This is a genomic window from Sporosarcina luteola, assembly GCF_023715535.1.
Taxonomy (GTDB): Bacteria; Bacillota; Bacilli; order Bacillales_A; family Planococcaceae; genus Sporosarcina; species Sporosarcina luteola_B.
On the sequence record NZ_JAMBOI010000005.1, the window covers coordinates 129,845 to 149,541 of the forward strand.

The window sequence follows — 19,697 nt, forward strand, 5'->3', positions numbered from 1 at the left end:
GTGGTATGCAGATGAATTCCGGATTGAAAGAAGCTGAGACGTTCGAGCAAGTGATTAATACGTTATCCAACTCATTTTCTACATATGGATTCCAACGGATTACAACACTGGCTTTCGAACGATATGATCTTTATTGCAAAGTGACGAGTTCCGTTAACCGGAAAGAGATGGTGAAAGTGATCGATCCATCTGGAGAAGTTCTTGTCCTTAGACCCGATGTGACGATACCGATTACACAGGAATTGTCTCACGCTCACCGCAAGCTGACAAGTGAACACCGCTTTTATTATATACAGGAAGTGTTCCGCCGGTCAGCCGACCCGACTGAGAAAATTGAGCGGACACAAGCGGGGATCGAATATTTCTGCAAACGATCGCCAGATGTGGATGCGGAAACAATTTTTTTGGCGCTGGAGACGATGAGGGATTTGAAGTTCAATGACATTAAAATTGAAATTGGGCATACCGCCTTCTTCCAAGAAATGATGTCGCAGCTCCCATTAACAGAACTACAAAGCGATCAGTTGAAAGTATGTATACAGGCGAAGAACAGTGTTGAGATTGGTGAACTGCTGTCAAGCGTTGATGCAGACGATGCAGTCAAACATGCCATTATGCAAATTCCTCATCTTTATGGAAAACCGGAAGAAGTGCTGAAACGTGCAGAAGAAATCTCCACTACATCACGCATGCAAGAAACTCTTTCATATATTAAGGAAGTTTGCAGCCGGTTAAGGGACTTTGACGAGCATCTCGTCCTCGACTTTGGGTTGATCAACCGGATGGACTACTACTCGGGCATCCTGTTTCAAGGATATGTCGGACGTTTTGGCAAACCGGTATTGATGGGCGGGCGGTATGATCAATTGGGCCACGAATTCGGAGCTGACTTGCCGGCAATTGGATTTGCTTGTGAAATCGAATCATTAGTGAAAGCTTCCGATAATCAGAAGCAAAAGGGGGATGTCTGATGAATTGTTTGACTGTTGCAATGGGAAAAGGAAGGATAGCGAATCAGGCGATTGCACTTTTGGAGGAGGCCGGGATTCTTTTCTCAGACTTTACCAATAAAAGCAGAAAGCTCATCTTCATGGATGATTCGAACTCCATCAAATTGATTTTCGTAAAAGCGGTAGATGTGCCGACGTACGTAGAACGAGGCGCCGCGGATATCGGGGTAATTGGAAAAGATGTTCTGTTGGAAGATCCAAAGGACGTTTATGAACTGTTGGATCTCGTTATAGGAAAATGCAAATTGTCCGTTGCGGGATATCCGGAAACAAAGCTCAACGAACTAACCCAGTTGACGGTTGCTTCCAAGTATCCGAAGATAGCAAAACTCCATTTTGAACAAAAAGGGATCCGCACCAATATTATCGAGCTGAATGGGTCAGTCGAATTGGCACCGCTCATTGGCTTGGCAGATTGTATTGTCGACATCGTCGAAACGGGCACAACATTGGAGGAGAATGGCCTAGTCGTAATTGAAGACGTTGCGGAAGTAAGCGCAAGGTTGATTGTGAATAAAGCCAGTTTTGCCATCAAGACAGATCGTATCCAGAAATTCATTGCCGATGTCAAAACGGGGCTGGAGGTGTATTCATGAAAATTGTCACTGCTGCAGACTATAAGGTGGAAATCAAGAGACGGAATGAGCAGTCCATAGATCTGGAGTTTGACCGGAAAGTGCTTTCGATTATCAACGATGTCCGTATGAACGGGGATGCGGCTCTACATATGTATACCGAACGGTTCGACGGCGTGAAGTTGGAGAATTTCATTGTCGCAGATGATGAATTCGATGAAGCCTATACGCTCGTTTCGGAAAACTTCATCGCCTCTCTCCAGAAAGCGAAGCGGAGAATTACCGACTTTCATGAAGAGCAGAAGGAACGTTCCTGGTTCATCCGGCAAGAGAAAGGAATTTTGCTTGGCCAACAAGTGACCCCTATTGAACGGGTCGGCATTTACGTGCCTGGCGGGAAGGCAGCCTACCCATCAACAGTCCTGATGAACGCCATCCCCGCAAAAATCGCCGGAGTCGGCTATATTACCATCGCGACTCCACCGCAGTCTGACGGGAAAGTAAACCCGCATGTATTGGTGGCTGCGAAGGAAACAGGCGTGGACGTCGTCTATAAAGTGGGCGGCGCACAAGCGATTGCAGCATTGGCTTACGGCACTGAAACGATCCGGAAGGTGATGAAAGTTACAGGGCCTGGCAATGCATATGTTGCAAGGGCGAAAAAATGGGTATTCGGTGACGTTGGAATCGATATGATTGCGGGTCCAAGTGAGATCTGCGTTTTGGCGGATGAAACCTCAGACCCTGCATACGTTGCGGCAGATCTATTGTCACAGGCGGAGCATGACGAGCAGGCGGCTGCCATTTGTGTGACGACTAGCGAACAGTTTGCAGGAAAACTGATAGCGGAAGTGGAAGAGCGGCTTCCCAAATTGGACCGGATGGAAATTGCGAGCCGCTCCATAAACGATTTCGGACGTATCATCGTCGTTGATTCGCTAACGGAAGCGATTGAAGTAGTGAACGAAATTGCACCGGAGCATCTGCAAGTCATGGTGGAAAATCCGGTGGAGCAATTGCCATTCATCCGGAACGCGGGTGCCATATTCCTCGGGGCTTACTCACCGGAAGCATTGGGCGATTATATGGCAGGACCGAACCATACATTGCCGACTAGCGGAACGGCTGCTTTCTCGTCTCCGTTAGGTGTTTACGATTTTCTTAAAAAGTCGAGCATCATCCAGTATACGGAGGAAGCGTTTGAGGAAGTGGCGGATGACATCATCATTTTGGCGGAAGCGGAGCGGTTGACGGGCCATGCCGAGTCGATCCGGCTGCGGAAAGGGGAGCGCAATGAGAAGCGGGAAAATTAGTAGAAGCACTGCAGAAACGGCAATTGAACTGGAATTTGCTATCGACGGAACAGGGAAAACGGAAATTCGGACGGGGGTCGGATTTCTCGACCATATGTTGACGTTGTTCGCGAACCACGCCAGATTCGATTTGACGGTTGAGTGTGATGGTGATCTCGCCGTCGACCAACACCATACGGTCGAAGATATCGGCATCGTGCTAGGCCAGGCCTTCAATCTCAGTATTGGAAAAAAAGAAGGCATCGAACGGTATGCGACGGTGTCGACGCCGATGGATGAAGCACTTTCAACCGTATCACTCGACATAAGCGGACGCTCCTTCCTCGTCTATAACGTCGAAGGATTGAAAGACAAAGTAGGGGATTTTGACACCGAGCTGGTAGAAGAGTTTTTCCTCGCTTTCACCCGGCAAGCAAATGTGACGTTGCATATCAATTTGCAATACGGGAAAAACAGCCACCATATCATCGAATCCATTTTCAAAAGTTTTGGAAGAGCTCTGCGCATCGCGAGTTCAATAAATCCTGAAATTAAAGGGGTTCCATCGACAAAGGGGATTCTATAAGGGGGAGTCGACAATGATTTTATTTCCGGCAATCGATATTAGAGGAGGCAAATGCGTCCGTCTTATCCAAGGCGACTATGCCCAGGAGACCGTCTATCATGAATCACCATCGGAAGTGGCGAAGGAGTGGGAAACGCAAGGCGCCGCGTACATACACGTCGTCGATTTGGACGGCGCGAAAACCGGTGATTCATTGAATGCTGAAGCAATTAGGGAAATCGTGGAGGCTGTGAAAATCCCTGTCCAAGTCGGTGGAGGGATTCGGTCGATGGGAACGATCGATTCACTTATCGCAAGCGGGGTAAGCAGGGTCATTATCGGGACGGCTGCTATTCAAAACCCACAGTTCGTCGAAGAAGCGGTCGCCAAGTATGCCGAAAAAATCGCAGTGTCGATCGACGCACGAAATGGATTCGTCGCGACGGATGGCTGGACGGAAACGACGGATGTCAAAGCGGTCAAATTGCTGCGATGGCTTGAAGGTGCAGGCGTCAAAACGGTCGTGTATACCGACATTATGAAAGACGGCATGCTGCAAGGACCGAATTTCGATGAGTTATATGTGGTGAGCAAAGCATCCGATATGGACATCATCGCTTCCGGCGGTGTTTCGACGATTGAGGATATCGCAAAGCTGAAATTGATGAATCTGTATGGTGCAATTATCGGGAAAGCATTGTATGAAGGGAATCTATCTTTGGCAACAGCAATGGAGGGACAGCGATGAAGAAACGAATCATAGCTTGCATGGACGTTGATAACAGGAAAGTCGTGAAAGGGAAGAAGTTCCTCGATGTACAAGAAGTTGCAGATCCACTTACTCTTGCGAAAAAATACGTAGCGGATGGTGCGGATGAACTCGTCTTTTATGATATATCCGCCTCTACGAAGAACAGGGAAATGTTCCTTGATTTAATTGAAGAGATTGCGCAAGAGGTACCGATTCCTTTCATCGTGGGGGGAGGCATTCGGACAATCGAAGACATTGGGAAGATCTTTAGTGTCGGCGGAGATAAAGTATCCATTAATAGCGCCGCTTTGCTGAACCCGGAATTGATCCGAGAAGCTGCGGAGAAATTCGGTTCCGATCGGATTATGCTTTCAATGGACGTTAAAAAGGCCGGTCCCGGAAAGTGGGTTGTCTTTGCAAAAGGCGGTATGGAAGAGACCGGGCTGGATGCAATCGAGTGGGCAGTGAAGGGTGAGCAACTTGGAGCAGGTGAACTCGTCGTCAACAGCATCGATGAGGACGGTGTAAAGGATGGCTATGATATCGAGCTCTACAGATCGTTGGCGGCCGCGGTCAGCATTCCGATTGTTGCAAGTGGTGGAGCAGGCAAACCCGAACATTTTGCAAGAGTATTGACGGAGGGAAAGGCGAGCTCCGCCCTTGCTGCCTCAGTATTCCACTTCGAAGAAATTCATATTGGGGAATTGAAGACGTATTTGGACGAACAAAAACAAGTTGTTGGGAATGAATCATGATGAATATCGATATAGACGCACTTATATATGATCAGAATGGTTTGGTTCCCGCTATCGTACAGGATGAGCGGACAGGGGAAGTGCTCATGCTCGCCTATATGAACAGGGAATCCCTCCAAAAAACGCTTGAGACGAAAGAGACTTGGTTTTACAGCCGTTCCAGGCAGGAGCTTTGGAATAAAGGCGCGACTTCCGGCAATCGGCAAGCTGTCAAACGGATATCCGTCGACTGCGATCAGGATGCGATCCTCCTCCAAGTCGAGCCGGCCGGTCCCGCTTGCCATATGGGTGAAACGTCTTGCTTTCATTCAATCGGATTTGAAGAGAGTCATTCAGTGCGCGGCATCGTCCATGAAATTGTAGATGAAATCAAAGAGCGACGAGCGGACCCGATTGAAGGATCCTATACTTCGTATCTGTTCCGTGAAGGAGTGGATAAAGTATTGAAGAAGATTGGGGAAGAATCGACGGAAGTCGTCATCGGTGCAAAAAATCGGGATAAGGATGAAGTGACGAATGAACTTGCCGATTTGACATATCACACGCTTGTCCTTATGGAATTGCTCGATGTGTCTGTTGATGACGTGAAGGCGATTCTACGGGAGAGAAGGCCGAAGAAGGAAGTGGTGCTGGATGAATAAATTCTGGAGCGAAATGGTGAATCGGACCGAGCCGTACGTGCCGGGCGAACAACTGAATGATCCGGATATCATTAAATTGAATACGAATGAAAACCCGTACCCACCAAGTCCACGCGTAAAAGAGGCGATAGTGGAAGAGTTGGATGGAAAGCTCCGGCTGTATCCATCCCCTACAGCGGACGGACTGCGACTAGCCATTGCAGATACCTACGACGTCTCACCGGACGAAGTTTTCGTTGGAAACGGGTCGGATGAGGTTCTTGCTTTTTCATTCATGGCGTTCTTCCATCCGGATAAACCGATCCGCTTTCCGAACATCACATATAGCTTTTATCCGGTTTACGCAAAGCTGTTCAACATTCCATATGAAATAGTTCGTGTGAATGGAGATTTCACTTTGCCCGCGGAATCCTTCTTCGGATCTGAAGGCGGCGTCATCATGCCGAATCCGAATGCGCCGACGAGCCTCTATATGGAGCTATCATCGATTGAAACGATTTTAGTTAATAATCCCGATAGAGTTGTCATTATCGATGAAGCGTATATTGATTTTGCAACCGCATCTGCTGTGGAATTGGTGAGATTGTATGAAAATCTGCTTGTCATCCAGACGACATCGAAATCCCGATCGCTTGCGGGCATGCGCGTCGGCTATGCAATCGGCCATCCGGATTTAATTGAGGCGCTTGTACGGATCAAGGATTCATTCAACTCCTATACGGTCGACAGGCTGGCGATTGCGGGGGCGACGGCTGCATTCAAGGACCGGGAATACTTCAACAGTACGGTGTTGAAAATCACAGCGACACGGAACCGACTTATTCATACTTTGAAGGAGATGGGCTTTCACGTTTTGCCGTCACAAGCGAACTTCGTATTTGCCAAGCATACAGATAAGGCAGCCGCTGAAATTTATGTAGAATTGAAAAATGCAGGAATACTCGTCCGTCACTTCAATCAACCTGAAATCGATAACTATTTACGCATTTCGGTTGGTACGGACGAACAGATGGATAGCCTGCTTCGAAAACTGGAACAATTGCTTGCAGTCGATAGCCATATTTAAAAAAGAGGATGGCAATGCGGGACCGGGAACTGCTATACTGAGGTCAAAAGCAGTTTGGCGTGAAGGGGGAAGGCATTTAAATGACTACACCGAAATTCATCGATATCGCATTGATCATCTTCTTAGGCTATTTTGCAATTGACCGTTTCACGAAAGGGCAGACAGGCATCGCCATTTTCTTCACAGTCTTGGCACTTATGAATGTATTCGTTCTCACCATGAAAATAAAACAGGATAAAAATAAGGCGAATGAGCCAAAGTAATGTAAGCTGTCTATAGATGAGGCAGCTTTTTTCTTCTGTTTTCGCCGTTTTCATGGTATAATAACCGAATGCAAAAGTGAGAAGTGAGGAATTGACATGAAAAAATCAATTTACGGCTTGACCCTCGAACAGCTGACAGATTGGCTAGTCGAAAATGGACAAAAGAAATTCCGTGCTGCACAAGTATGGGACTGGCTTTACAAAAAGCGTGTCACCGACTTTGGAGACATGAAAAATATAAATAAAGAATGCATCCAATTATTGGATGAAATTTTTGTGATACAGACTCTTGAACAGTCAGTGAAGCAAGTTTCGGACGACGGGACAATCAAATTCCTTTTCAAAATGCAGGACGGGAACTTAATTGAAACCGTTTTGATGAAATTCCCATACGGCCACTCAGTATGTGTAACAACCCAAGTTGGATGCAATATCGGCTGCAGTTTTTGCGCCAGTGGTTTATTGAAGAAAAACAGGGATTTGGATGCCGGGGAAATCGTCGGTCAAATCATGAAAGTGCAACAGCATCTTGACGAGGTTGGCAATGGGGAACGTGTCAGCCATATCGTCGTCATGGGCATCGGCGAACCGTTCGACAACTACACGAATTTGATGAATTTCCTCCGTGTCATCAATGACCAGAAAGGGTTATCGATCGGTGCGCGTCACATCACAGTTTCAACGAGCGGTCTGACACCGAAAATCCGTGAGTTCGCTGAAGAGAATATCCAAATCAATTTGGCGGTATCCCTTCATGCGCCGAACAATGATCTGCGGACGAGAATCATGAAAATCAATAAAGCATATCCGATTGAAAAGCTGATGGACTCGATCGATTATTATTTGGAAACGACAAACCGCCGGATCACTTTCGAATACATTCTGTTGGATGACGTAAATGATCACGTAGCTGAAGCCGAGCAATTGGCAAAACTACTGTATAATAAACGCCATTTGTCTTACGTCAACCTCATCCCGTACAACCCGGTCGATGAGCACGGGCAGTACCAACGAAGCAAGCCTGAAGCAATCAAGTCATTCCACGATACGTTGAAAAAACGCGGTATCAACTGCGGCGTCCGATGGGAGCAAGGTACAGACATCGACGCAGCTTGCGGACAATTGCGAAGCAAGCAGATCAAAAAAGATAAAGTAGCGAAGTAAACCATAATAACGAACGCCGACAAGAGTAACGGGTTCGGTTGTTGGGGGAAAATCAAATAACAACCTATTCAAAGAGACACAATTCGCATATGAATTAGTGTCTCTTTTTTTGTAGCTACATTTCTGCCTTCTTGCGATGGGATTTTATGTTAAAATTTAAGTAGAGGGGGATGTATATGAAAAGAACAAAAGGGATGAGATGTTTACTATTCACATTGATATTCTTACTACTAACACTATCAGCGTGCAATTCAAAACCTGAATTCAAATTGTATGAAGGCAAACCATTGAGAATAGCAGTAGTTGGAGAACCGCCAGAAGTGGAAGAAGAACAAATAAGGTTTGATAAAGTTTCCTTCGACGAATTAACGAGTGAAACAATCGATTCTTATAATGCCGTCATTATTACAGAAGAAAACCTTGTCGAAGCTTCAGAGAGCCAGTATGCGGATGTGTACTTACAGTCAACCATTCCATTCTTTTTTATTTCAGCTAACAGCCCTATTCCTTTTACTGTGGAAGACGTAGAGTATGATACCAGTTGGGATTGGACTGTCGGGAAAAGCTATGCTGTTGGTGTTCTGACGATACAAGAAGAGGATGAAGAGGTCGTGAAAAATTGGGGCTATGGTTTATACAACTCTGAAAAGACTGATGAACACATAAAAGCATTATATTCGAGAATTTTTATTACAATTGAGGAACTACATCTTTAACAGAAACGGTTGATTGGTGAAGAGTGTTGTTAAAATTGTGTTTAACACAATCGGGCAAATTGAGAGTGACAAAAACAGATTGAGTGACGCAAGTAATAAATGTTATTTACACTTTGCCGAGGGGGTACTTATGAAGACTCACTATTATCTAGGTTGGTTTAACAACTTTTTTCCGGAGAATCTGAGTAGAGTGTTAAAGATGGATATAACTGATAGAAAATCGCTTGCTATGATTAGCTCGAATCCATCTATTTATGAAGATGATGGTGCTACTGAACGGTCGTGGCTCGATCAGGCTGGCATTATGTTTGATGAGTATCATTTAATTAATTACGGCGTACAGAAGGAAGATGCCCAAACGATTATTCAAAATGCTTCCGTCATTTTCTTGTTGGGTGGCAATATTCTTAATCTAAATGGTTTTTTGATGGAATATGAATTATCGGATTCGATTAAAAAAAGCAGCGCCGTTGTGATGGGAGCAAGCGCTGGAGCAATCAACATGTCCGCTAAATGGTTATCCTCGAAAAACTTTGGAGATGAAGTTGAAATGAGCTCTGTTTACGACGGAATCGGTCTTGACAATTTTTCCGTCCTGTCTCATTTTGATCTTGAAAATAACTTAGCACTGGTTCAGAGGGAACTATCTCCCCTATCGGAAGAAATAAATATTTATGCGTCGAACAAAGATTGCGCAGTACGTGTGAAAGGAGACAAAATCGACATTTTGGGCAGTGTTTATTTAATTTCCGACTCAAAGATTCAGAAATTAGATGAGACGCTCTAGTTGGTATTTAATTAGGCTTGCTTCTCGTCAAACAATTCAAGGAGGCGATATATTGAAGAAATTAGCTTTCACTTTTATATTACTTGTCTTCTTATTAACCGCTTGCCAAGTGAATAATCCCAATTCAATTACATTGGAAGAAGTGCTATCTTCATTTGAAGAACAGCAATTGTCACTAAGAAAAAGTAAAGTGAAAAAGGAACATATTTTTGGAATGAAACTTAATAGGGTTAGTCCTTCTTCTTATGAATTAGATGGGAAAAAGATATTAGTTTATATCTATGATTCAAGTGACGAACGAGACCAGGGTTTGGAAGATTGGCGTGAAAAAACAGCAAGTATGGATACGGTCGGATATAAAGTTTATGACGTGAATAATGTGATGCTGTTTTATGTGTTTGAACAAGAACTAAATAGTGAAATAGACAGTAAATTACAAAATGTTGTAAATGGATTAAGTCGTTAATTGATTTTCAACTATCGGATGCTTTACTTGAAGATCGTTGAGCTGATTAACGAATCTTTTTTCTTATTCAATTAACGGGGCATATAGAACAAGAAGGGGTTATCACCTTCCTTGTTGAAATAAAGGAGAGGATTAATATGGGGGTGTTTATGTTATGAAATCGAAGAAAACGATATTATCTTCTATAATTGCACTGGCCTTGGCATTAGTAATAATAATATCTTGTAGTTTAGTTATTCAAAATGTAGGTTCTATAAATCAAATATTTTTTCCAATGGTTACCGCTATTGTAGATTCACAAGATAGCATGGAAGAATGGGGAAAAATAAGTTTTAACGACGAAAATGACTTGATATTCGACAGCATTTTCTGGAATAAATGACGCAAACAGTGAAGGTGATGTATTACTAAGGGTAAAAGATATAAATGGAGATATAGTAGTAGATGAGTTTCAGGTATCACCTGGAAAAAGTACAAAATTGGATGGGCTAAAGAATGGTGAAAAATACATCTTTGAAATTAAAGTTCCACAGGGAAGGTTTTTTATTAATGCGACATAAAAAATGATAGTAAGCTAACGGATGCTTTACATCAAGAAAGAGTAAAGCATTTTCTTATTGTACTAAAGAGGCAGTAGCGTTAGCGAAAGGATGATTCAATACTAATAAGGGGGAATTTATGAAAAAGGCGATAATCACTTTAATAGTTTTAGTTGTTTTGGGTGTTGGGATTTACTTCGTTATCGGGTTATTTAATAATAATCCACCAGAACCGACTATAACTGTTGATGAAAAGAAACTAGAAGTGGCACGAGGTTCATATTGTTGGGATGGTTTATTAAATTCTATTTGTGCGGATACGATTTCTCCGCCAATGCTAATTGAACATCATGAAATTAAACCTGTAATTGTAGCGCCTGAATCTGAGTTGAAAATAGATTTTGAAAAAGAACCTAACGCAAACACATTGGGAGTAAATAGATGGTTTAATGATAATAAAGTGGAAGGCGTTTCATTAAGTAATAATGTTTTGATAGCACCAAAAGAAAAAGGTCTTTACATTTACGATGTCCATGCAAGTTGGAAAAAAGGGAGTTCGAGTTATGCTTTTGTAATTGAAGTTCGATAAGACTTAACGGGCGCTTTAGCAAAAAGGGCAGTATCGTTTGTTATGCAAGGAGGGATATTATGAAATTAGAGGGGTCTATAGCAATCGTAACTGGTGTAAGCCATAGTCAAGGAATTGGAACGGCTATTTGTCGTCAGTTAGCAAAAGAAGGGGCGGATATCTTCTTTACCCATTGGGGTTCTAAGAATAATTGGGCGATGCATTTCCAAGATGAAATAATACAAGAAAACGGAGTTCGATGTGGCAACTCTGAAATTGATTTGTCACAACCAAATTCCCCATTTGAAATACTTGAGATGGTTACTCACCAACTTGGCATACCTACAATATTAGTTAATAATGCAGCACATTCCACCAGAGATGGATATATGGAATTAGACGCTAAAACACTTGATGCCCATTACGCAGTAAATATGAGAGCTACTTTCCTTCTAAGTGTTGAGTTTGCTCGTCGTTATAAGCAACAACAAAAAATGCCAGGCAGAATTATAAATCTAACATCAGGTCAAGCACTTGGACCGATGACTAATGAATTAGCCTATGTTGCAACTAAAGGGGCTATATCGGCCTTCACACTTTCGTTGTCGGCAGAGTTGGCACCATTGGGCATTACAGTAAACGCAATAAACCCGGGTCCTACGGATTCAGGCTGGATGACTGCTGAAATAAAAGGAGATTTAATGCCTAAGTTCTTATTAGGTAGAATTGGATTGCCGGAAGATGCAGCTCGATTAGTTTCGTTCCTTGCTGGTGAAGAAGCTCAATGGATTACAGGACAAATAATTAACTCGGAAGGCGGTTTTTTAAGGGCATAGTTGTTAACGAATGGCTGCTTCACTTGAAGATCGTTGAGCTGCGTAGACGGCTCTTTTTTCTTATTCAACTATAAACTTCTTTTTAAACGGGGTGCTTTAGTTAAGGGTCATTGAGTTGCTTAGACTGCTCTTTTTTCTTCTTTGCCTAATGCTCGTTTTCTTGAAAGTCGTGGAACTGCTCCTTCTTCAACTATTTCTAGCTCAATCTCTATTTTAAAAGACAAAAGACTGTAGGCAAACACCAAAATTCATGGTGTTTGTCTGCAGTCTGAAACGGACCAAGGACTCCTTTAGCCGGTCAAGGGCTCAATTATCATCACAAATGCTCAGCCTACGCATTAATCTTCCTATTCTCCTCGCTGATCAACTCACCATTTTCCGAAAGCGGCGCAAAGCGTGCATTGAAGAAACGGAGCGTCGGCGGTTCGTAGACCATGTTCAACCCGAAAATCGCATCCCGTTTTTCATATAGCGCCAAAATCGAATCGACGACGACATCCATATGATTATTCGTATACACCCTGCGCGGAATCGTCAAACGCACCAACTCAAGATTCGGCCGGTTATGCTCGCCGGTCTTGTTATCCCGACCAGCAGATATAATTCCGCGCTCCATGCTGCGGACTCCGGAATCCAAATAAAGGGCAGCTGCAAGTGCCTGCGCCGGAAATTCCTCCTGGCTCAAATGGGGGAGGAAAGCGCGCGCATCCAAAAAGACCGCATGGCCGCCAATCGGCTGCACAATTGGAATGCCTGCATCCAAAAGTTGTTGTCCGAGATATCTCACCTGGCCGATCCGGTGCTCGATATAATGATCATCGACCGCTTCGCGAATGCCGATCGCCATCGCTTCCATATCCCGGCCAGCCATTCCACCGTAGGAGGGCATCCCTTCATAGACGACAACGAGTTCACGTGAACGTGTATAAAGATCTTCATCATTCATTGCAAGGAATCCTCCGATATTGACAAGGCAATCCTTTTTCCCGCTCATCGTGCAACCGTCAGAGTAGGACATCATTTCCTTCAAAATGTCCGAAACAGACCGTTCCGCAAATCCATCCTCACGTTCCTTGATAAAGTAAGCGTTTTCAACACAGCGCGTCGCATCAAGCATGACGTCGATATTGTGAGATTTGCACAGTTCATAGACTTCTTTCATATTTTGCATACTGACAGGCTGGCCGCCTGCAAGATTAACAGTGACGGCAAGGCACATGTATGGAATCTTTTCAGCACCGACCCTATGAATCAAATTCCGTAGTTTATCCAAATCGACATTTCCTTTGAACGGCAGATCGATGGATGGATCATGCGCTTCGTCAATGATGATGTCGACAAACGTTGCCCCGTTCATCTCTTGGTGGGCACGTGTCGTTGTAAAATACATATTGCCAGGTACATAATCGCCTTTTTTGATTTTCAGCTGAGACAAAATATTTTCCGCACCTCGGCCCTGATGCGTCGGCAATACGAAGCGATAGCCATACACATCACGGACTGCCTGCTCCAGCCGCTTCCAGCTCTTGCTTCCGGCATAGGCTTCATCGCCAGTCATCAGCGCTCCCCATTGCGCGTCACTCATTGCCGTCGTCCCGCTGTCCGTCAACAGATCAATGTATACATCTTGCGAATCAATTAAAAACGTATTATATCCAGCTCGTTCAAGTGACTCTTTGCGTTCCTCATAAGTTAGCATGGAAAGCGTCTCCACACTTTTAATCTTGTAAGGTTCAGCAGTTCTTCTTTTCAATATAAACATCCCCTTTTGAAAAAGATTCTCCCTATTTCACTATATCCATTGGAAACCTACTATTCAATGAATTTGCAATAGTTTTCCTTGAAGATGAAAAAAGACCGCACTCCATATATATGAGGCGGCCATTCATCCATTCCTATTCTTTTAATTTTCGGATGCCGATAACGATGAATTGCACGATGATACCGAGCCCGAAACCGAACGTCGTGATGATGAATAACGAAAGGACTCCAATTAGGTCTCCAAATCCGTTCTGGTCCATGAGGAAGCTGCGGAAAAACTCAGCGAATCCTAATAGGAGGGCGGCCATGAAAATCCGGAAGGCGATCTTCATTTTATAGAAGAGCAAAGAAGACGCAAGTATGCCGACGGTCAGACTGAATACACCGAACGTCAAGTAGTTCTTGAACACCAATTCCGTCCCTAGTATGGTCCGAATCCCTAAGATAAGTAGTACAAATGACGTCAGAGCTGTAAAAAATCCAATTTTCCATAATTTATTATCCAAAGAATTGCACCTGCTTTCATTACATATCATAACGGAAAAATAGCGTCCCGTGTAGGATGTAGGTGCGATAAAAATGAAAAGGCGGCTGCTCCCCATGGAAAGTGGGGGGAACAGCCGCCTGAATTAAATTACGTTGGACAAACAAGTATTTGTATTATTTTTTTGCAATCAACACAAGTTTTCCATGGTCAAGCTCTTTTTCCGCATCAGCAGCATCCTCTGCTGTCAATCCGGCTGCCTCCATTTTGCTGCGTAGCTCGTCTCCACGGGAAGTGAACATGTTTTTCATACTGTCTAGGAATCCTTGTTCCTTCATGCCGACAGATTCTGTGTCAAGTGCTTCCGTAATATGCTCGGTCCTTTTTTTATCATGGGCAAAAATATAAATATCGTCATGTGTGTATCCTTGTGTCGTCAATTCATCAATTTCCTTCTTTGCCTGTACTGCATTTTCAACGATTTTTTTCAAAACCATAGTAAAATTACCTCCCAAATGTATTTGTACTATCTATACCTCAAATAAGACAAATTAAACAAATGGAAGAGCAGTACCATAAGTCAAAGAGCGAAAGGATCTCCTTTTAACCGCTTATAGGATTTGATGAATTCATTCGGATCTTCATTGACGCCAAAAGTGAAAACTCCACGGTTTGTATGCAGGTAGAAAAGCCCTGTACCATTTGAGAATGGGCGATACGAAACATCGAGGACATGCTCCAATGAAAAAGTATGTTCCGATGTGACAATTGATTCCTTGGATAAAAGAAGAGTGCGGGTCGTTTGCTCGTGTTTCTGTGTAAACCAATCGATTGACCGCTCAATTGTGAAATAATGTAAAGAAGAGACGGTTTCTTTCAAGCGGATTCCTCCCGGGAATTGTCTATTTCATTCATGCTATCAGTTTTATGCTCGAGCGCCAATTAATCCGCTGTCATCTCACAAGGCGTTCCACTTCACTCATCATCTGCTCTTCAAACGACTCTTCGAAATAACTGTATTCATTCACGATATGCCCTTGCTGATCTATGATGAAAAAATTCGTTCCATGGATGACTTGACCGGATTCATTCGGCTTTTGCACAATCGTCTGGAATTGGCTCAATGCCAATTTCTCGATTGCTTCCTGTGAGTAACCCGTCAATAAATGCCAGTTCGACTCATCTTCCGAAAACTGTCCAATATATTCCTTCATTATTTGCGGCGTGTCAGTTTCCGGATCGACGGTGAATGTAACGAATTCAACTTCAATGCCTTGTTCCTTGAATGTTGATTGCAGCTCGGACATTTTTTGGGACATCGGAATGCAGACCGATTTACAGGTGGTGAAAATAAAATCCGCGATCCACACTTTACCCGCAAGCTGATCGGTGCCGAACGAATTTCCATTTTGATCGGTGAATGAGAAAGAGGTCACTTGCCTGCCCGTTTGCTTCGGTTGACCGCAAGCGGATAACAGATACACGGTAATGACAAGCATGAAAAGCAATCTGGTTGTTTTCAAAAGACATCCCCATCTTTCATTTTATTTACAAGACGGACAGTCACCGTCGTTCCTGCCGCTGGATCGCTTTCGATGGAAAAGGTGCCTCCATGCAGACGGATGATCTCCTTCACGATCGACAGGCCAAGTCCAGACCCTCCAGTCGTCCTGTTCCTAGCCTTGTCGGTTCGGAAAAATCGCTCTCCGATCCTGTCGATATCGTCTTCAGGAATACTAATCCCTTCATTCGTCACTTTGAATTCTGCATACTGCCCGACAGACTTCAGCTGAATTGATATTATCCCTTCATCGACGGAATATTTTACGGCATTGTCGATGATGTTGTAGAAAACTTGTTGAATCCTTTTTGGATCCCCTGTCAAAATAAGGTCTTCCTCAATATCGATCCGCAATTCCATTCCTTTTTCGGAAATCAGGATATTGAATAAATCCAGCGTGTCCAAGATGATTTGCGCAATGACAATAGGTTCATCGATAAGTACATACAGATCCTCCTGGAGGTGATTCAGTTCGACCAAATCATTGATCAGCTTATTCAACCGCACAGTCTCTTTTTCAATCGTCGTCAAGTAGCTTTCCGCTTCTTCGGGTGATGAATAGATCTTTTCCTTCAAGACATGTGTATAGCCGCCGATATACGTCAATGGAGTCCGCAGCTCATGGACGAGGTTGGACGTAAATTCCTTTTTCCGATTTTCCTGCTCCTCCAATGAAAGGCTCATCGAGTTGAATGCATTCGCCAATTGGCCGATCTCATCCTCGCGGTCGGTTTCGATTCGGCTGCTGTAATTCCCTTTAGAAACTTCAGCCGAGAGCCGCTGTAAATCCTGTAACGGTCTGAACAGCGACTGCCATGCCCGATTCAGGACAAGAAACAGAACGAAAAAGAATAAAGTGCCTACAGAAATCAGCAGGGGAATGCTTTCCCGAAAGACATCTTGAATCGCTGCGAGCGGGACATATATGTAAATGAATCCGATTAGACCCGTTTCGCCCTTTATCGGGAAAATGGCTCCTAAAACTTCCCGGTCCAACTCTTCTACATAGCCTTTCTTCATAATGTAAGCACCTTTATTGAGCTTTTCCCGATCCTCATTGCTGACAAGATTTTCATAATTGATCTTATAGGGAAAGTACGAAGTCAGGTCTTCCAAGTGGTCTACAACAATTACCTCGTATTCTGAGACGATATTGTACCATTGGATCTTTTCAATGATTTCATCGCTCAACTCGCCGTAATGGTAATGGGATGCAGTCCGCTTTCCTTGATAGACGATCGATTCCTCAATGCTCGAGAGATACAGCTTGGAATAAAGGAAGTGTATAAAGAAAAATGAAAATAGGATCGTGAAAGCGAGACTCGATAATAGGACAACTAAAATCTTTCTGCTCAATGTGAGCTTTTTCATCATTTCACCTCAAGCTTATAGCCGATGCCCCATACCGTCTCAATCATGCTTTCCGCTTCTCCCAATTTTAACCGCAATGTCTTGATATGCGTATCAATGGTACGATCGGTGCTCTTGTGGCGATCCCCCCAAACGAGGCTCAAAATCTGTTCTCTCGTATAGACACGGCCAGGATTTCTAGCGAGCGTCTCAAGGATTCCAAACTCTTTCACCGTCAATGAAATCGGCTCATTGTTCAAAGTGACCTTATGCGCAAGATGATCGATGACGAGAGGACCAACTGTTAATTCCTGCGATTTATGTTGGTGTTGATATGATCTTCTTAAAACGGATTCGACTCTTGCAATCAGCTCGCCCGGCATGAATGGCTTGACGATATAATCATCGCCTCCAATTTTAAGGCCTTCCACCTTATCCCATTCCTCTCCTTTGGCGGATAAAAAAATTATAGGAATGTTCGTCTTCCGCTTTAGTTCTTTGGCAAATTCGAATCCGTCCATGTATGGCATCATGACATCTACAATACATAAATGGGGCTGCAGATTGTACACTTTCGTCAAAGCGTCCATGCCGTCGGTCGCTTCTTCGACGACATAACCGTCTTTTGCAAGGAAAGTGCGTACTAAATTTCTCATTTGCGGTTCATCATCTATAATTAAAATCGTATATGGCTTCATCAAAATATCCTCATTTCACAGATATGATCAATTATAATTTACTCGGCAGATGTGAAATACTTATGAACAGCTACACTTCATAATTACTTCGCATTTACTTGATAATATCATATTAGGTTAATCCGTTTATTCAAAAAGAAGAAACAGTGGAGGGGACCATCATGAATAAGAAATACAAACTGCTTGGCCTGATGATCGGATTAGTTGTTTTATCCGCTTGCGAAAAAGACGTGGATGACGGCTCTGCAGTGGAAGTGCTGCCTTTGGAAGTTGAATTGACAGTGACCGAACAGGCTGAAATCGGAGATACAGTGAAAATGGAAGCCCTTGTTACATACGGAGATGAAAAGGTGAGTGACGCCGATAAAGTCGTCTATGAAGTGTGGGAAGAAGGGAAGAAAGACGACTCGGTCATGATCGACTCCATCAATGAAAAGGACGGCACCTATACAGCGGAAACATCATTTGACCAAGACGGCTTGTTCAATATCCAAGTACATGTGGACGCAAAAGACTTGCATACGATGCCGGTGAAACAAGTGACAATCGGTCAAGGCGCACATGCTGAAGGCGAGGAACAAGGACATGAACACGATCATGGACATACAGACGGTTTTGCTCTCCATTTCGTGAAGCCGGAAAATGCTACGGCGGGTGAAGAAACGGAATTGATGACCCATTTAGAGATTGACGGACAGCCCCTAGAAAATGCGGATGTCCGATATGAAGTTTCAAGCGACGTCCTCGGTGAAAAGCATCTTTGGATTGATGCAGAGGAAACTGCACAAGGGGAATTTACAGCGGTTCATCCATTCGAGCAAGCTGGGGTGTACACAGTGAAGATTCATGTGAAAAATAAAGACGGCTTGCATGAGCATGAGGAATTTACATTCGAAGTGAAGTGAATTCATTCCAGTTCAATCGTAATGATTGTGACTGTATCGTGAAATTCCAGTATGATGCTGCAAAGTTTACAATCGTTACGTCTGGAAGTATTAACAGGGAATCGATATGATAGAGGTAGATTCAGAAGAGGAGCGATGCATTGTGAATGGATTACCAGAAAAGACTTGCTCGGTTGAACGGCTCGTCACTGTTCCAGAAGATGTTGAGAGAGTATTAAAAGGTGAAAAAACTGCAACGAGACGGAATGGCGTCTATGCGTATCCGGATGAAATCATGGTGTTGGACGGCAAAGAGTTTAAAGTCGATAAGCTATACAAGCAAACACTTGGTGAAATGACTGATGAACATGCGAAGCAGGAAGGGTTTGCTAACATGGAGGAGTACAAGCAATCAATACTTGCTTTGCACCCAAAAATGCCATGGCTTCCGACAATGAGCGTCTGGGTTCACGAATTCAGCCCAGTCTCAAAGTAAGATGACATGAAATACATGTATGGGACAATTGTATTTGTCCACGTCGTCTCCGCAGTCCTTGCAATCGGCCCCTTATTCCTATTGTTGCCGACAATCAAAAGGCTGCGGAACGTCGATCTTCCCACCGAAAATGCATACTTGACAATCATCAAAATCATTATCAGGCTAGTCATGCATGCCGGTCATCTGCTCGTCATTTCCGGCGCATTGCTTTTGCTCACCGGTCCATGGCCATGGCATACATCCTGGGTGATAACGACCCTGGCAATTTTGCTAGCCTCCGGCGTATTCCTGTCAAGCGGATTTACGAAGGTTCTCCGAAAATATCATTTACCCGATAGCAATAAAGGGGAAATTCTGACCGTCCTGACGACGACTGCTTGGATCTATATAGGATTAATGCTCGTTATGCTTTGGCTCATGGTGCAAAAACCGATGCTTTGGTGAAATGAATACTAGATTACATAAC

Annotated in this window: 26 protein-coding genes; 19 read left to right on the plus strand and 7 right to left on the minus strand. The window is 43.8% G+C overall.

Features of this window, described 5'->3' with window-relative positions:
* Positions 1-11: 11 nt before the first annotated feature.
* The 16 genes from M3191_RS12115 (at position 12) to M3191_RS12190 (ending at position 11,994) form a co-directional block, all read left to right on the plus strand.
* The gene (locus tag M3191_RS12115) at positions 12-971 is read left to right on the plus strand and encodes an ATP phosphoribosyltransferase regulatory subunit (protein WP_251700640.1); all 960 of its coding nucleotides are present in this window, start codon (positions 12-14) and stop codon (positions 969-971) included.
* Positions 971-1,606 carry an ATP phosphoribosyltransferase gene (gene hisG / locus M3191_RS12120; RefSeq protein ID WP_251700641.1) on the plus strand — a complete coding sequence of 212 codons (636 nt, stop codon included), beginning with the start codon at positions 971-973 and terminating at the stop codon, positions 1,604-1,606. The genes M3191_RS12115 and hisG overlap by 1 nt, the downstream gene beginning before the upstream one ends.
* Positions 1,603-2,898, plus strand: coding sequence for a histidinol dehydrogenase (gene hisD, locus M3191_RS12125; RefSeq protein WP_251700642.1), 1,296 nt, complete (start codon positions 1,603-1,605; stop codon positions 2,896-2,898). Before hisG ends, hisD begins: the two co-directional genes overlap by 4 nt.
* The gene (gene hisB / locus M3191_RS12130) at positions 2,879-3,463 is read left to right on the plus strand and encodes an imidazoleglycerol-phosphate dehydratase HisB (protein WP_251700643.1); all 585 of its coding nucleotides are present in this window, start codon (positions 2,879-2,881) and stop codon (positions 3,461-3,463) included. Before hisD ends, hisB begins: the two co-directional genes overlap by 20 nt.
* A 13-nt stretch (positions 3,464-3,476) precedes the next feature.
* The gene (hisA, locus tag M3191_RS12135) at positions 3,477-4,190 is read left to right on the plus strand and encodes a 1-(5-phosphoribosyl)-5-[(5-phosphoribosylamino)methylideneamino]imidazole-4-carboxamide isomerase (RefSeq protein ID WP_251700644.1); all 714 of its coding nucleotides are present in this window, start codon (positions 3,477-3,479) and stop codon (positions 4,188-4,190) included.
* A complete protein-coding gene (gene hisF, locus M3191_RS12140) occupies positions 4,187-4,948 on the plus strand; it encodes an imidazole glycerol phosphate synthase subunit HisF (protein ID WP_251700645.1) in 762 nt (253 codons plus the stop codon). The genes hisA and hisF overlap by 4 nt, the downstream gene beginning before the upstream one ends.
* Positions 4,948-5,589: a bifunctional phosphoribosyl-AMP cyclohydrolase/phosphoribosyl-ATP diphosphatase HisIE gene (hisIE, locus tag M3191_RS12145; protein ID WP_285853341.1), complete on the plus strand. Its 642-nt coding sequence runs from the start codon at positions 4,948-4,950 to the stop codon at positions 5,587-5,589. The genes hisF and hisIE overlap by 1 nt, the downstream gene beginning before the upstream one ends.
* Positions 5,582-6,655, plus strand: a complete 1,074-nt coding sequence (gene hisC / locus M3191_RS12150) for a histidinol-phosphate transaminase (protein ID WP_251700646.1) — start codon at positions 5,582-5,584, stop codon at positions 6,653-6,655. The genes hisIE and hisC overlap by 8 nt, the downstream gene beginning before the upstream one ends.
* An 80-nt stretch (positions 6,656-6,735) precedes the next feature.
* On the plus strand, positions 6,736-6,918 hold the full coding sequence (locus M3191_RS12155) for a hypothetical protein (RefSeq protein ID WP_251700647.1): 183 nt from the start codon (positions 6,736-6,738) through the stop codon (positions 6,916-6,918).
* Between the two features lie 96 nt (positions 6,919-7,014).
* A complete protein-coding gene (gene rlmN / locus M3191_RS12160; RefSeq protein WP_251700648.1) occupies positions 7,015-8,082 on the plus strand; it encodes a 23S rRNA (adenine(2503)-C(2))-methyltransferase RlmN in 1,068 nt (355 codons plus the stop codon).
* 176 nt (positions 8,083-8,258) lie between these two features.
* Positions 8,259-8,798, plus strand: coding sequence for a hypothetical protein (locus M3191_RS12165; protein WP_251700649.1), 540 nt, complete (start codon positions 8,259-8,261; stop codon positions 8,796-8,798).
* A gap of 130 nt (positions 8,799-8,928) precedes the next feature.
* Positions 8,929-9,585 (plus strand): Type 1 glutamine amidotransferase-like domain-containing protein, encoded by a 657-nt coding sequence (locus M3191_RS12170; RefSeq protein ID WP_251700650.1) that lies wholly within the window; start codon positions 8,929-8,931, stop codon positions 9,583-9,585.
* A 52-nt stretch (positions 9,586-9,637) separates the two neighbouring features.
* Positions 9,638-10,051: a hypothetical protein gene (locus M3191_RS12175; protein WP_251700651.1), complete on the plus strand. Its 414-nt coding sequence runs from the start codon at positions 9,638-9,640 to the stop codon at positions 10,049-10,051.
* A 154-nt stretch (positions 10,052-10,205) separates the two neighbouring features.
* Positions 10,206-10,433 (plus strand): hypothetical protein, encoded by a 228-nt coding sequence (locus M3191_RS12180; protein WP_251700652.1) that lies wholly within the window; start codon positions 10,206-10,208, stop codon positions 10,431-10,433.
* Between the two features lie 296 nt (positions 10,434-10,729).
* Positions 10,730-11,179, plus strand: a complete 450-nt coding sequence (locus M3191_RS12185; RefSeq protein WP_251700653.1) for a hypothetical protein — start codon at positions 10,730-10,732, stop codon at positions 11,177-11,179.
* Positions 11,180-11,235: 56 nt separating this feature from the next.
* Positions 11,236-11,994: an SDR family oxidoreductase gene (locus M3191_RS12190; protein WP_435368158.1), complete on the plus strand. Its 759-nt coding sequence runs from the start codon at positions 11,236-11,238 to the stop codon at positions 11,992-11,994.
* Positions 11,995-12,325: 331 nt separating this feature from the next.
* On the opposite strand, the gene M3191_RS12195 is transcribed toward M3191_RS12190, so the two are convergent.
* The 7 genes from M3191_RS12195 to M3191_RS12225 form a co-directional block, all read right to left on the minus strand.
* Positions 12,326-13,747, minus strand: coding sequence for a tyrosine phenol-lyase (locus M3191_RS12195; protein WP_251700655.1), 1,422 nt, complete (start codon positions 13,745-13,747; stop codon positions 12,326-12,328).
* Positions 13,748-13,889: 142 nt separating this feature from the next.
* Positions 13,890-14,261 (minus strand): hypothetical protein, encoded by a 372-nt coding sequence (locus M3191_RS12200; RefSeq protein ID WP_251700656.1) that lies wholly within the window; start codon positions 14,259-14,261, stop codon positions 13,890-13,892.
* A 154-nt stretch (positions 14,262-14,415) separates the two neighbouring features.
* Positions 14,416-14,736: a general stress protein gene (locus M3191_RS12205; protein WP_251700657.1), complete on the minus strand. Its 321-nt coding sequence runs from the start codon at positions 14,734-14,736 to the stop codon at positions 14,416-14,418.
* 83 nt (positions 14,737-14,819) lie between these two features.
* A complete protein-coding gene (locus tag M3191_RS12210) occupies positions 14,820-15,119 on the minus strand; it encodes a hypothetical protein (protein WP_251700658.1) in 300 nt (99 codons plus the stop codon).
* Between the two features lie 73 nt (positions 15,120-15,192).
* On the minus strand, positions 15,193-15,762 hold the full coding sequence (locus M3191_RS12215; protein ID WP_251700659.1) for an SCO family protein: 570 nt from the start codon (positions 15,760-15,762) through the stop codon (positions 15,193-15,195).
* A complete protein-coding gene (locus M3191_RS12220) occupies positions 15,759-17,171 on the minus strand; it encodes an ATP-binding protein (protein ID WP_251700660.1) in 1,413 nt (470 codons plus the stop codon). The genes M3191_RS12215 and M3191_RS12220 overlap by 4 nt, the downstream gene beginning before the upstream one ends.
* Positions 17,171-17,848: a response regulator transcription factor gene (locus tag M3191_RS12225; protein ID WP_251700661.1), complete on the minus strand. Its 678-nt coding sequence runs from the start codon at positions 17,846-17,848 to the stop codon at positions 17,171-17,173. Before M3191_RS12225 ends, M3191_RS12220 begins: the two co-directional genes overlap by 1 nt.
* Positions 17,849-18,009: 161 nt before the next feature.
* Here M3191_RS12225 and M3191_RS12230 point away from each other — a divergent pair, with 161 nt between their 5' ends.
* The 3 genes from M3191_RS12230 (at position 18,010) to M3191_RS12240 (ending at position 19,675) form a co-directional block, all read left to right on the plus strand.
* Complete coding sequence (locus tag M3191_RS12230) at positions 18,010-18,753, plus strand: FixH family protein (RefSeq protein WP_251700662.1); 744 nt, start codon at positions 18,010-18,012, stop codon at positions 18,751-18,753.
* A gap of 106 nt (positions 18,754-18,859) precedes the next feature.
* The gene (locus M3191_RS12235) at positions 18,860-19,228 is read left to right on the plus strand and encodes an ASCH domain-containing protein (protein WP_251700663.1); all 369 of its coding nucleotides are present in this window, start codon (positions 18,860-18,862) and stop codon (positions 19,226-19,228) included.
* A gap of 15 nt (positions 19,229-19,243) precedes the next feature.
* Entirely contained in the window at positions 19,244-19,675 is a 432-nt protein-coding gene (locus M3191_RS12240) for a hypothetical protein (RefSeq protein ID WP_251700664.1), read from the plus strand.
* The last annotated feature ends 22 nt before the right edge of the window (positions 19,676-19,697 follow it).

What these genes read in the sequence shown, in the direction of transcription:
- M3191_RS12225 (WP_251700661.1), bottom strand. Translation starts at nt 17,848, where the DNA reads ATGAAGCCATATACGATTTTAATTATAGATGATGAACCGCAAATGAGA.
- hisF (WP_251700645.1), top strand. Translation starts at nt 4,187, where the DNA reads ATGAAGAAACGAATCATAGCTTGCATGGACGTTGATAACAGGAAAGTC.
- M3191_RS12180 (WP_251700652.1), top strand. Translation starts at nt 10,206, where the DNA reads ATGAAATCGAAGAAAACGATATTATCTTCTATAATTGCACTGGCCTTG.
- hisB (WP_251700643.1), top strand. Translation starts at nt 2,879, where the DNA reads ATGAGAAGCGGGAAAATTAGTAGAAGCACTGCAGAAACGGCAATTGAA.
- rlmN (WP_251700648.1), top strand. Translation starts at nt 7,015, where the DNA reads ATGAAAAAATCAATTTACGGCTTGACCCTCGAACAGCTGACAGATTGG.
- M3191_RS12170 (WP_251700650.1), top strand. Translation starts at nt 8,929, where the DNA reads ATGAAGACTCACTATTATCTAGGTTGGTTTAACAACTTTTTTCCGGAG.
- hisG (WP_251700641.1), top strand. Translation starts at nt 971, where the DNA reads ATGAATTGTTTGACTGTTGCAATGGGAAAAGGAAGGATAGCGAATCAG.
- M3191_RS12205 (WP_251700657.1), bottom strand. Translation starts at nt 14,736, where the DNA reads ATGGTTTTGAAAAAAATCGTTGAAAATGCAGTACAGGCAAAGAAGGAA.
- M3191_RS12155 (WP_251700647.1), top strand. Translation starts at nt 6,736, where the DNA reads ATGACTACACCGAAATTCATCGATATCGCATTGATCATCTTCTTAGGC.
- hisD (WP_251700642.1), top strand. Translation starts at nt 1,603, where the DNA reads ATGAAAATTGTCACTGCTGCAGACTATAAGGTGGAAATCAAGAGACGG.
- hisA (WP_251700644.1), top strand. Translation starts at nt 3,477, where the DNA reads ATGATTTTATTTCCGGCAATCGATATTAGAGGAGGCAAATGCGTCCGT.
- M3191_RS12240 (WP_251700664.1), top strand. Translation starts at nt 19,244, where the DNA reads ATGTATGGGACAATTGTATTTGTCCACGTCGTCTCCGCAGTCCTTGCA.
- M3191_RS12220 (WP_251700660.1), bottom strand. Translation starts at nt 17,171, where the DNA reads ATGAAAAAGCTCACATTGAGCAGAAAGATTTTAGTTGTCCTATTATCG.
- M3191_RS12115 (WP_251700640.1), top strand. Translation starts at nt 12, where the DNA reads ATGAATTCCGGATTGAAAGAAGCTGAGACGTTCGAGCAAGTGATTAAT.
- M3191_RS12230 (WP_251700662.1), top strand. Translation starts at nt 18,010, where the DNA reads ATGAATAAGAAATACAAACTGCTTGGCCTGATGATCGGATTAGTTGTT.
- M3191_RS12235 (WP_251700663.1), top strand. Translation starts at nt 18,860, where the DNA reads ATGATAGAGGTAGATTCAGAAGAGGAGCGATGCATTGTGAATGGATTA.
- hisIE (WP_285853341.1), top strand. Translation starts at nt 4,948, where the DNA reads ATGAATATCGATATAGACGCACTTATATATGATCAGAATGGTTTGGTT.
- hisC (WP_251700646.1), top strand. Translation starts at nt 5,582, where the DNA reads ATGAATAAATTCTGGAGCGAAATGGTGAATCGGACCGAGCCGTACGTG.
- M3191_RS12185 (WP_251700653.1), top strand. Translation starts at nt 10,730, where the DNA reads ATGAAAAAGGCGATAATCACTTTAATAGTTTTAGTTGTTTTGGGTGTT.
- M3191_RS12165 (WP_251700649.1), top strand. Translation starts at nt 8,259, where the DNA reads ATGAAAAGAACAAAAGGGATGAGATGTTTACTATTCACATTGATATTC.